The organism is Acidiferrobacter thiooxydans, assembly GCF_003333315.1.
Taxonomy (GTDB): domain Bacteria; phylum Pseudomonadota; class Gammaproteobacteria; order Acidiferrobacterales; family Acidiferrobacteraceae; genus Acidiferrobacter; species Acidiferrobacter thiooxydans.
In genome coordinates, this window is sequence record NZ_PSYR01000001.1 from 744,984 (window position 1) to 756,312 (window position 11,329).

The 11,329-nt window shown below is 64.5% G+C and carries 13 protein-coding genes; 12 read left to right on the forward strand and 1 reads right to left on the reverse strand.

Annotation, left to right across the window (positions count from 1 at the left end):
• Positions 1-157: 157 nt before the first annotated feature.
• Positions 158-1,264, forward strand: a complete 1,107-nt coding sequence (locus C4900_RS03715) for a type IV pilus twitching motility protein PilT (RefSeq protein ID WP_170132397.1) — start codon at positions 158-160, stop codon at positions 1,262-1,264.
• Here C4900_RS03715 and C4900_RS03720 read toward each other — a convergent pair.
• Positions 1,245-1,802: a hypothetical protein gene (locus C4900_RS03720; protein WP_065968897.1), complete on the reverse strand. Its 558-nt coding sequence runs from the start codon at positions 1,800-1,802 to the stop codon at positions 1,245-1,247. The genes C4900_RS03715 and C4900_RS03720 overlap by 20 nt on opposite strands.
• A gap of 57 nt (positions 1,803-1,859) precedes the next feature.
• Here C4900_RS03720 and C4900_RS03725 point away from each other — a divergent pair, with 57 nt between their 5' ends.
• From C4900_RS03725 to purF, 11 genes are read left to right on the forward strand one after another with little or no spacing between them, the layout of a single operon-like run.
• Complete coding sequence (locus C4900_RS03725; RefSeq protein WP_065968898.1) at positions 1,860-2,792, forward strand: LysR family transcriptional regulator; 933 nt, start codon at positions 1,860-1,862, stop codon at positions 2,790-2,792.
• Complete coding sequence (locus C4900_RS03730) at positions 2,789-3,529, forward strand: type 1 glutamine amidotransferase (protein WP_065968899.1); 741 nt, start codon at positions 2,789-2,791, stop codon at positions 3,527-3,529. The genes C4900_RS03725 and C4900_RS03730 overlap by 4 nt, the downstream gene beginning before the upstream one ends.
• Before the next feature lie 2 nt (positions 3,530-3,531).
• The gene (locus tag C4900_RS03735; RefSeq protein ID WP_211306745.1) at positions 3,532-3,882 is read left to right on the forward strand and encodes a hypothetical protein; all 351 of its coding nucleotides are present in this window, start codon (positions 3,532-3,534) and stop codon (positions 3,880-3,882) included.
• Between the two features lie 36 nt (positions 3,883-3,918).
• Entirely contained in the window at positions 3,919-4,539 is a 621-nt protein-coding gene (locus C4900_RS03740) for a phosphoribosylanthranilate isomerase (RefSeq protein WP_114282337.1), read from the forward strand.
• Complete coding sequence (gene trpB, locus C4900_RS03745) at positions 4,536-5,744, forward strand: tryptophan synthase subunit beta (protein ID WP_065968756.1); 1,209 nt, start codon at positions 4,536-4,538, stop codon at positions 5,742-5,744. The genes C4900_RS03740 and trpB overlap by 4 nt, the downstream gene beginning before the upstream one ends.
• A complete protein-coding gene (trpA, locus tag C4900_RS03750; RefSeq protein ID WP_065968757.1) occupies positions 5,732-6,547 on the forward strand; it encodes a tryptophan synthase subunit alpha in 816 nt (271 codons plus the stop codon). The genes trpB and trpA overlap by 13 nt, the downstream gene beginning before the upstream one ends.
• Positions 6,544-7,437 carry an acetyl-CoA carboxylase, carboxyltransferase subunit beta gene (gene accD / locus C4900_RS03755; RefSeq protein WP_065968758.1) on the forward strand — a complete coding sequence of 298 codons (894 nt, stop codon included), beginning with the start codon at positions 6,544-6,546 and terminating at the stop codon, positions 7,435-7,437. The genes trpA and accD overlap by 4 nt, the downstream gene beginning before the upstream one ends.
• 56 nt (positions 7,438-7,493) lie before the next feature.
• A complete protein-coding gene (gene folC / locus C4900_RS03760; protein ID WP_411675221.1) occupies positions 7,494-8,717 on the forward strand; it encodes a bifunctional tetrahydrofolate synthase/dihydrofolate synthase in 1,224 nt (407 codons plus the stop codon).
• Positions 8,695-9,264: an SPOR domain-containing protein gene (locus C4900_RS03765; RefSeq protein ID WP_170132398.1), complete on the forward strand. Its 570-nt coding sequence runs from the start codon at positions 8,695-8,697 to the stop codon at positions 9,262-9,264. The genes folC and C4900_RS03765 overlap by 23 nt, the downstream gene beginning before the upstream one ends.
• Positions 9,261-9,752 (forward strand): CvpA family protein, encoded by a 492-nt coding sequence (locus tag C4900_RS03770; protein ID WP_065968761.1) that lies wholly within the window; start codon positions 9,261-9,263, stop codon positions 9,750-9,752. The genes C4900_RS03765 and C4900_RS03770 overlap by 4 nt, the downstream gene beginning before the upstream one ends.
• Before the next feature lie 39 nt (positions 9,753-9,791).
• Entirely contained in the window at positions 9,792-11,303 is a 1,512-nt protein-coding gene (gene purF, locus C4900_RS03775) for an amidophosphoribosyltransferase (RefSeq protein ID WP_065968762.1), read from the forward strand.
• Positions 11,304-11,329 lie beyond the last annotated feature (26 nt).

An 11,329-nucleotide genomic window follows, 5' to 3' on the forward strand; every position in this document is an offset into this window, starting at 1 on the left:
GCCAGCGCACGGTGTCTCGCGATCCGCGTCGCGGGTGCGTTCTGGATGGCGCCGCGGTTACGTTCCGGCGCCAGATGACGATCCGGTTTTGGGGCAGGCTGATCGCAACCGCCTCATGCGCTTGCATTTCCTGTACCCCTGCTACAATGAGGGCTATATGGAAAGCCCGATTGCCGCCACGCCGAGCGAGCCGCTCGAGTGGTTGAGCCAGGTCTTGGTCGAGGCCACCCGGTATGGGGCCTCGGATGTGCATCTGCGTGCCCGCAATCACCCCATATTGCGCGTCGACGGCGCGTTGCGCGCGCTCGATGACCGGCCGCGGTTGACCGTGGAGCGTGTCGCGGAGATCGGTGAGGCCATGATGGACGCCCGCCAACGGGCCGTCTTCGCGCATGAACATCAGGTCGATCTGTCCCGTGGATTCAAGGGGATAGGGCGAGTGCGCGCCAACATATTCCGGCAACGCGGTACCGTCGCCCTGGTGTTGCGTGTCATCCACAGCGTGGTGCCGCCGCTTACGAGCCTTGGCTTGCCGGAGATGGTCGCGAAGTTGACGCAGGTGGAGCGCGGGCTGGTACTGGTCACCGGGGCCAGCGGTTCCGGCAAGACCACGACGCTGGCGGCGCTCGTCAACGAGGTCAATCTGACCCAGACCAAGCATGTCCTGACGATCGAAGACCCGATTGAGTTCCTGTTCGCCGAACAGAAATCGCTCATCACCCAGCGCGAGATCGGGGTCGATGCCCCGACCTTCCACGAGGCCATGCGCGCCGCGTTACGCGAGGATCCGGACGTGATTCTGCTCGGGGAGATGCGCGACATCGAGACCATAGAGACCGCCCTCCAGGCCGCGGAGACCGGGCATTTCGTGCTCGCCACGGCCCATGCCCCAGCGGCCGCCGAGGCCGTCAATCGCCTCATCACGGCGTTTCCCGCCGAGGCCCAGGCCGGGGTGCGCGTGAAGGTCGCCCAGAACCTGCGGGCCGTGGTAAGTCAGCGCCTGCTACCACGGGCTGATGGGCAGGGGCGGGCGGTGGCCTGCGAGGTCTTGACGATCTCGGCGTTGGCGCGGGAACTGATCGCCGATCCATCGCGCATCAAGGATCTGCCGGAGGTCCTGAAGCGCGGGAGCGTGCAGGACGGCATGCTGGCTTTTGATGCCTGTCTGCTCGCGCTCGTCAAGGCCAAGCGCATCGCGCCGGCCATCGCGCTTCAGTATGCCTCGAGTGCGAACGATCTACGCCTCAAGATCGAGGGGTTTTGACGGACTTGCGGCCCTTGATGTGGGCACGCAGGGCCGCCTCTTGTTCCTGGAAGGACCTGCGCGCACCCGGACTCGTGGCCGCGGGTATCGGTTTGGTCGAATGGCCGGCGCGTTCCTGCTCCTTGACGGCCATGTAGTCGTGTATGTCCGCGTCCTGATCGGTGTAGCGGCCGCGAAAGTCCGGCGGGGGCGCAGCCCCCTTGCCAAGCGACAGGGCTAGACGCAAGGCCTTGTTATAGGCGGTCAGGCGCCGTTCGAGGGTCGCGAGGTCGGCGAGCGCCACCGCCAGATCCAGGGCACCGAGCCCGGCTGCGATCGGCCACGGCCAGAGGATCGCGGCGATCGCGATCATGAGACTCGCCGCCAGATAGCCGAGCGCACGCCGCCGTTCATGGAGATAAAACGCATGGAGGCCGAGCGCAAAGCCGGCCCACAGGCTGAAGGCTACGCCGGGCTTGCGCAGGCGTTTGACGAGTTCGAGATTGAGCGACTGGAGCCCAGCCCCCGAGAAATCCCATTGTTTCCAGGCGTTCGGCATTAAATCATTGTATACTACAAAGCCCGATGGGCGCGCGATCGAGGGGTGAAAAGAGACATGGCTGACCGGCGACTCCAGGTATTCCATACCGTGGCGAGGCTTTTGAGTTTCACCAAGGCCGCGGAGACTTTACATATGACGCAACCGGCCGTCACCTTTCAGGTGCGGCAGCTCGAGGAGTTCTTCAATACCCGCCTGTTCGATCGCACCCACAATCGTATCAATTTGACGGCCGCCGGCGAACGGGTCTTTGAGTATGCCGACCGGATCATAGGCCTCTACAATGAGATGAACATCCGCGTCCGGGACATTACCGGGGATGTCTCGGGTGTGCTCATTATCGGTGCCAGCACCACCATTGCCGAGTATGTGTTGCCGGCCCTTCTGGGCGAGTTTCAGGGGCGTCACCCGGATGTGCGTATCCGTCTCAGTGTGTCCAATTCCCTGGGCATCGTGCATATGGTGGAGAGCAATACCGTCGATATCGGCATCGTCGAGTCGCCGGTCGCGAACAAGAACCTCGCGGTGGAGGTCTGTTGGCAAGACCAGCTGGTCTTCATTTGTCGGCCGGACCACCCCTTGGCGCAACTCGACAAGGTCCCGGTGCGCGAACTCCTGGATCTCCCGTTCCTGGCGCGCGAGGAAGGCTCGGGAACCCGCGAGGTAATCAGCGACTATCTGGCGCACAACGCGCTGCAATGGCACGACCTCAATCTCAGCATGGAGTTTGGCAGCCCCGAATCGGTCAAGAGTTCGGTGGAGGCCGGCCTGGGCGTATCCATCGTCTCCAAGGCGACGGTGGCAAAGGAGTTGCGACTCGGCACCCTGGTCGCCCTGCCCCTCGATCCGCCCATCGATCGCCCATTCTCCTTCGTCTATCAACGCCAGAAGTTCCGCTTGCGGGCGGTGGAGGAGTTCATGCGTTTTGCGCATGCGCATTGTGAGCGGCAAGGCGGCGTCGAGCCGGTGGCCAAGGCGCAGGCCTCATGAAGCAATTCGCGGTCGTTCAGCACACCTATTCCGAATTCCTGGGGCTGATCGAAAATCAACTCGAGAAGCGCGACATCGGCTTTGCCTATTTTCGGCCGTTCGTGGGACAGGACCTGCCGGGCAGTGCCGGGCAGTTCGATGCCCTGTTTGTGCTTGGAGGTCAGGCCCCGCCCGGCGATCATGACCAAAACCCCTGGCATGATGATGAGTTGCGGCTGATCGGGATATTTCGCGATGCGCGCCGGCCCATGGTGGGGCTCGGCTACGGGGCCCTGGTGCTCGCCGAGTATGAGGGCGCGCTCCTGAGTCCGGAGCCGTTTCACAATGCCTACTGGACGATAGCCCACAAGACCCCGGCCGGGGAGGCGGACGCCTTGGCCCAGGCGGTGGACGGCCGGCCGGTGCTGGTGATGGCCAATGGGGCCGCGACCCTACCTGCGGGTATGGAGCCCATCGTGGTCGACGATAACGGCCGCTGGATCGCGATCCGCCCCGACCCCCTGGCCTATGGCCTGTTGTTTCGTCCGGAATTAAAGCCTGGGATGATCGAGGATATGATCATGGAGGCCAAGCGCAAGACGCCGCCCGACATCGGCGAGTTGTTGGCCGAGGCGCGCCGGCATTGGGGGGATACGCAGCGCACGACAGACCAGGTGATCGTGGCGCTCGTAAAGGAGCTGGATTTGATGAGGGAGCGGCGCAAGATGCCGGTCTTCCGATTGAATATCGGTGAGTAGCCGTGGATCGCTTCGAGAAACGTCTGCTGGCGGTGGTGCGCGATCTTCCGGACGAGGGCCAGGAGCAGGTCCTGGCGTTCGCCGAATTTCTGCACGTGCGGCTCGGCGGCGCAAGGCCTGCGGCGCCCTCCGAGCCCCTGCCGATCCCGCGGCCCGAGGAGGAGAGCGTGGTGCGCGCCATCAAGCGACTGGCGGCGAGCTATCCCATGCTGGATCGCGGAAAGATGCTAAACGAGACCTCCACCCTGATGGCTCAAAATGTCATCGGGGGGCGGCCGAATGCGGAGGTAATCGACGACCTGGAGATACTCTTTAGGACGCATTTCGAGGCCTACCAGGCGTCCAAGACTTAAGCCCGGGGCCGCGCCTCTGGTACACTCCATCGCCCTATGCCGACACGTGTGAAGATTTGCGGGATCACCAGGCCCTTGGACGCCGCGGCCGCGGCCGCGGCCGGCGCCGATGCCATCGGTCTTGTGTTTTATGGGCCGAGTCCGCGCCACGTCACTCTCGATGCCGCACGGGCGATCGTGGCCGCGCTGCCCCCGTTCGTGACGTGCGTCGGGCTGTTCGTCGATGCCGCGCCCGAGGAGATCGAGGCGGTGTTGCGGGATGTGGCGCTGGATGTCTTGCAGTTTCATGGCCGGGAGACCCCGGAAGAGTGTCAGCGTTATGGCCGGCCGTACCTTAAGGCGATCGCCATGACGGAGGGGGTGGATGTGCGCGCGGCCGAGGCGCGTTATGCATCCGCCCAGGGCCTACTGCTGGATACCCATCAAAAAGGGCGCCCCGGCGGGACCGGACAGGTCTTCGATTGGGGGCGGATCCCAGGTGATCTCGGCAAGCCCGTGATTCTGGCGGGCGGCCTGTCCCCGGCGAATGTGGCGGCGGCCATCGATCAGGTCCGGCCCTACGCAGTCGATGTCAGCGGCGGTGTCGAAAGCGCGCCGGGGATCAAAGACGAGCGGCGCATGCGCGAATTCTGCCGCTACGCAAAAGGAGAAGTATGAGTTACGAACAGCCGGATGAGCGCGGGCACTTCGGGCCTTACGGGGGCCGTTTCGTGGCCGAGACCTTGATGGGCCCGCTCGCCGATCTCGAGCGCGCGTACCGTGCGGCGCGTGTCGACCCGGCCTTCCAGGCGGAGCTTGCCGCCGATTTCCGGGATTACGTGGGACGGCCGTCGCCACTCTACCTCGCGGAGCGCTTGACCGCGCACGCACGCGGCGCGCGTATCTATCTTAAGCGCGAGGACCTGAATCATACCGGCGCTCATAAGGTGAACAATACGATAGGCCAGGCCTTGCTGGCGCGGCGCATGGGTAAGAAGCGCCTGATCGCCGAGACCGGGGCCGGCCAACATGGGGTGGCGACCGCCACCGTGGCCGCCCGCCTGGGGCTCTCGTGCGTCATCTACATGGGTGCCGAGGACATCGCACGTCAGGCCCCCAACGTCCGACGCATGCGTCTTTTGGGGGCGGAGGTGGTGAGCGTGACGCTCGGCTCACAGACCCTGAAGGATGCCATGAACGAGGCCATGCGCGACTGGGCGACGACGGTCGACGAGACCTTTTATGTGATCGGGACGGTGAGCGGGCCCCATCCCTATCCGGCCATGGTGCGCGACTTCCAGGCGGTGATCGGGCAGGAGGCCCGCCGCCAGTTCCTGGAGCGCGAGGGGCGGCTGCCGCACGCGCTGGTGGCATGCGTGGGCGGCGGCTCCAACGCCATCGGGCTTTTCCATGCGTTCCTGGATGATGCCGAGGTCGCCCTTTATGGCGTCGAGGCGGCGGGCAAGGGGCTGGCCTCGGGCCGGCACGCGGCGCCGCTGACGGCCGATAGCGGGCGCGGGGTACTGCATGGGGCGCGCAGCTATCTCATGTTCGATGAGGATGGGCAGATTCGCGACACACACTCGATCTCCGCGGGCCTCGACTATCCGGGCGTGGGGCCGGAACATGCGTGGCTGAAGGATAGCGGGCGGGCGCGGTACGTGGCGGTCGATGATGACGCGGCGCTGACCGCGTTTCATACGCTCACGCGCCTCGAGGGCATCCTGCCGGCGCTGGAGTCGAGTCATGCACTCGCCTATGCGCAGACCCTGGCGGCGGGTCTCGGGCCGGAGGCGGCGCTGATCGTCAATCTGTCGGGTCGCGGGGACAAGGATGTGGAGACCGTGGCGGCCTACGAGGGGGCAAAGACGTGTCGCGCATAAAGGACACGTTCGCGGCGCTTGCCGGCACGCGCGCGGCCCTGATCCCGTTTATCACCGGTGGCGACCCTACGCTGTCGGCGACCGTGCCGCTCATGCATGCCCTGGTGCGCGCAGGCGCCGATGTGATCGAGGTCGGCATGCCGTTTTCCGACCCCATGGCCGATGGTCCGGCGATTCAGATGGCCCATCAAAGGGCGCTCGCCGCCGGCGCTACCACCCGCGCCATCATCGAGCTGGTGGCGGCGTTCCGGCGCGACGATGCGCGCACGCCGGTGATCCTCATGGGTTATGTGAATCCGGTGGAGACCATGGGTTACGGTGTCTTTGCACGGGCTTGCCAGGCGGCCGGTGTCGATGGCGTGTTGCTTGTCGATATGCCCCCTGAGGAGGCCGGAGATTGGCGCGCCGAGGCCTTGCGCGCCGGCCTCGATACGATTTTTCTGCTGTCGCCGACGACGTCGGTGGAGCGTCTTGCCGTGATCGGCGCGGCATCCACGGGCTTCCTCTACTATGTAGCCTTGAAGGGGGTCACCGGGGCGAGTCACCTGAATGTCGCGGAAGTCGCCGCGCGGCTTGCCGTCGTGCGCAAGAGCGCGGCCCTTCCGGTGGGCGTGGGCTTCGGGATTCGTGATGCGCGCTCGGCGGCTTTGGTGGGGCGCTTCGCCGACGCTGTCATCGTCGGCAGCGCGATCGTGGAAAAGATGGCCGCCTCGGCATCCACGGAGGCAGCGATCGCCGATACCGAGGCCTTCGTGCGCGATCTGCGCGCGGCCCTCGTGCGCCGCGAGGGTCTGTCGTCATGAGCTGGTTCGACAAGCTTCTGCCCCCGAAGATCAAGAGCCGGGGGGTGGCGAAGAAGGCCGTACCCGAGGGCTTATGGAGCAAATGCCCAGCGTGCGCCAACGTCTTGTATCACGCCGAGATCGAAAAGAACGTGGGCGTGTGCCCGCGTTGCGACCACCATATGCGCATATCGGCGCGCAAGAGGCTCGCCGCCTTCCTCGATGCCGGGGATCATCCGGAGATCGGTGCCGATCTTGCGCCCACGGATTTCCTCAAGTTCAAGGACAGCAAGCGTTACAAGGACCGTCTCGCCGATGCCGTGAAGACCACCGGGGAGTCGGATGCGCTGGTCGTGATGCAAGGGCGCCTGCAGGGGTTGCCGCTGGTGGCTGCGGCCTTCGAGTTTGCGTTCATGGGTGGCTCCATGGGCTCGGTGGTCGGCGAGCGCTTCGTGCGCGGCGTGGATACCTGCCTTGCCGAGCGCTGGCCCTTCGTCTGTTTCGCGGCCAGCGGCGGCGCGCGTATGCAGGAGGGGCTGACCTCGCTCATGCAGATGGCCAAGACCAGCGCGGCGCTGGCGCGCATGGCCGATCAGGGGCTGCCCTTTATCTCGGTGCTCACCGACCCGACGATGGGAGGGGTATCGGCAAGCTTCGCCATGCTCGGGGATGTGATCATAGGCGAGCCCAAGGCCCTGATCGGCTTCGCGGGTCCGCGCGTGATCGAACAGACCGTGCGCGAGACCCTGCCGGAGGGCTTTCAGCGATCGGAGTTCCTGCTCGACCACGGCGCGATCGACATGATCGTGCATCGCCACAAGCTGCGCGAGACGATCGCCAGACTGTTGTCGATCATGACCAATAGGCCGCTTGTCGCCCATACCACCAACGCGTTGCACAAAGACATCTGAATCACGAAACCCTTCAAGAATGGCTGGTCTACATAGATCGCCTCCACTCCCATGCTATCGATCTCGGATTGCAGCGGGTGCGCGCGGTCTATGAGGGCATGACGCCCCTGTCATGCCCGGTCATCACCGTCGGCGGGACCAACGGGAAGGGTTCGACATCCGCCATCCTGGAATCCTTTTATCGGGCGGCGGGCTATCGCACCGGCGCCTATTTCTCGCCGCACCTCATACGCTACAACGAGCGGGTGCGCGTCAATGCCGAGGAGGTCACCGACGAGGCCTTGTGTCAGGCGTTTGCCGCAGTCGAGGAGGCGCGCGACGCGACGCCCCTGACCTACTTCGAGTTTGGCACACTGGCCGCACTGTGGCTGTTTGCGCAAACCGGTGTCGAGGTGGCGATTCTGGAGGTGGGGCTCGGCGGCCGCCTCGATGCCGTCAACATCGTCGATGCCGATGTGGCGGTGGTGGTCTCGGTGGGCACCGATCACAAGGACTGGCTGGGGCCGGACCGCGAGACGATAGGGCGCGAGAAGGCTGGTATCTTTCGTGCCGGGCGCCCGGCCATCATCGGCTTCGACGTGTCGGAGTCGGTGGCGCGCGAGGCGCACCGCATGAATGCGCGTGCCGTGATCGCGCGCCGGGATTTTCACTATGAAGAATCGCCATGGGCGTGGCGTTTCCTGAGTGCCGCGCGCGCCTGGGATCTTCCCTATCCGGCCCTGCGCGGGCGCTATCAGTTGGCCAATGCCTCGTGTGCGCTGGCCGCGGCCGAGGCCCTGCCGGGGCTTACGCTGACCGCCCAGGATGTGCGCGCGGGGCTGCAGGCCGTGCGTCTGGCCGGGCGCTTTCAGACCCTGCCGGGACCCGGACCGCGCGTCGTCCTCGATGTGGCCCATAATGCCGAGGCGGCGCATACGCTCGCGCTTACCCTAAACGAGCAGCGCGTGGCGGGGCGTACGCTGGCGGTTGTGGGTATGTTCAAGGACAAACCGATAATCGAGGTCTTTGAGGCCCTCCGAGGGTCATTCGACGGCTGGTTCCTGGCATCCTTGGACGATCCGCGAGGGGCCGATGCGGTGTTCCTGGAAGCGGCCCTGCGGACGGCAGGCGTGACCCCCGACGGGCTCTATGACGACCCGGTGGAGGCCTACACGGCAGCCCTGGGGTGCGCCCGAGATGACGACCGGGTGGTCGTTTTTGGGTCGTTCAAGACGGTCGGTGCTATACTCGCCCTCATGCAGGACCGGAGAGGAGGCGGTGGGGGAGGACGGGTCGTTTGATGCCAAGCGCAGAATCGTGGGCGCCGCGATTCTCGTGACCGTGGCGGTCGTGGTCCTGCCGATACTGTTACAGCGGCCGCCATCGGCGATCCATGGCCGCGAGATCTTGACCGTGCGTCGCGCCGCGCACGGTGTGCGCGCGGTCATGGCGGACGTTCCGGCGGTGGTGCCCCGGCCCGCGCCGCTCGCGCCTTCGGTGGTGCCGGCACCGGTGGCCAGCGCTCAAATGCCGCGACCGGCGCCGTCGCATCCGACATCGGTTTTGCCGGCACCTTCAACGCGACAGCCGCCGACGCCCGTCGTCCCGCAATGGTATGTGCAGGTCGGCGCCTATGTGAATGCCTCTGATGGTGTCCTGTTTGCACAGCGGCTGAAGGGGCAGGGTTTCCCGGCACACGTCAAATTGACGCGGCTTGCGAACAGCCGCGGGGTGATCGTAGTCCTTGGTCCCTATGGCAAGAGGCGGGCGCAGAGCGCGCAGCAGGCCGTCAAAGAGCGCGACGGTATTCAAGGGTTCATGATTCAGGAGGCGGTGACAGTGCGATGAATTGGGTGGACATCATTATCGTTCTGATCGTGGGCCTCTTTGTGCTGGTAGGTGTGTTACGCGGTTTCATCAGCGAGGTGTTGTCGTTTCTCACATGGGTTGTAAGCTTTCTCGTGGCATGGCTGTTCTCCGGGGATTTCACGGGCTGGTTCGCGGGTCACCTGAAGGATGCGAACCTACGGACCGTGGTGGTGTTCTTTCTGTTGTTTTTCGCGACCTTCGTGGTCCTGGCGATCGTATCCCACTTCATTCGCGCCGCCTGGCTCAAGATCAGCTCGCAGGCCGCCGACCGGCTTTTGGGGGGCGCCATTGGTTTTCTGAAGGGGGCGTTGGTCGTGGTCCTCATGGTGTTGCTCGCCGGCCTCACGCCGTTCCCCAATTATCCCAGCTGGCATGACTCGTTGTTCGTGGGGTACTTTCAGCACGTGGCCCTTTACGTGGCCCATTGGTTGCCCGCAGACGTTGCTCGCAACCTCCGCTATGGCTAAACTAGGCAGCTTTTCGGCGTTCCCCAAAGGGTCGCGATCATGTGCGGGATAGTCGGTATACTGGCAAAGGGTCCTGTCAATCAGGCCCTCTATGACGGCCTCATCGTGCTTCAGCACCGGGGTCAGGACGCGGCCGGCATCATTACAAGCGACGGCAAGCGGGTCTACCTGCGCAAGGACAATGGCTTGGTGCGCGACGTCTTCCAGGCCTCCCACATGATGGCGCTGCGAGGGGACATGGGTATCGGGCATGTCCGTTATCCGACCGCCGGCTGTGCGTCGTCGGCCGAGGCCCAGCCCTTCTATGTCAACTCGCCGTTCGGTCTTGCCATAGCGCACAACGGCAATCTCACCAATGCCGCGGAGTTGCGTGACGAGCTGTTCCGTGAGGATCAGCGCCACATCAATACCGAATCGGATTCCGAGGTGTTGCTGAACGTATTCGCCCATGAGATGCAGAAGGTGGGTGGCGTGACCTTGACACCCGAGCACGTCTTCCGGGCCATCGCCGCTGTCCACAGACGGGTGCGCGGTGCCTATGCGGCAATCATCATGATCTCGGGTTTCGGGATCGTCGCGTTCCGCGACCCCTGTGGGATCAGGCCGCTCGTCTACGGTCGACGCGACACGGATGAGGGGCCCGAGCACATGTTCGCCTCGGAAAGCGTGGCACTGGATGTCCTGGGTTACGGTCTCGTGCGCGATGTCCAGGCTGGGGAGGCCCTGTTCGTGGACATGGCCGGTCACCTGTCCATGCGCCAGTGCGCCGACAATCCCCGCCACGCGCCATGCATATTCGAGCACGTGTACATGGCGCGCCCGGATTCGATCATGGACGGGATCAGCGTCTACAAAGCGCGCCTGCGCATGGGCGAGCGGCTGGCGCGCAAGCTCTTGCGCGAGTGGCCGGATCACGACATCGATGTCATCATCCCGATTCCCGATACGAGCCGCGCCGCTGCCTTGGAGATGGCCAAGGAACTCGATGTGAAATATCGCGAGGGTTTCATCAAGAACCGCTATATCGGGCGGACCTTCATCATGCCAGGCCAAGCGCAGCGGCATCGGTCGGTGCGCCAGAAACTGAATGCCATAGACCTCGAGTTCCGTGGCAAGAACGTCATGCTGGTCGACGACTCCATCGTGCGCGGCACGACTTCGATGCAGATCATTCAGATGGCCCGCGAGGCGGGCGCGAACAAGGTCTACTTCGCCTCTGCGGCGCCTCCCGTTCGCTACCCCAACGTCTATGGCATCGATATGCCCTCGGCCCGGGAACTCATCGCCACCGGCCGGACCACGGAGGAGGTGGCGGTCGCCATAGGCGCAGACCGGGTGATCTATCAGGACTTGGAGGACCTCATCGAGGCGGCGCGCGAAGGCAATCCGCGCATCACGCGCTTTGATACCTCATGTTTCGATGGGGTGTATGTGACGGGCGATGTCGATAAGAGTTATCTGGAGCACGTGGAACATGTGCGGGGGGATGCGGCGAAGTGCGCAAGCCCCATGAATGATCTCGTATCGACGGAACTCCACACGTACTACTAGTGGAAAATCGGCAAGGGGGGGTGGCT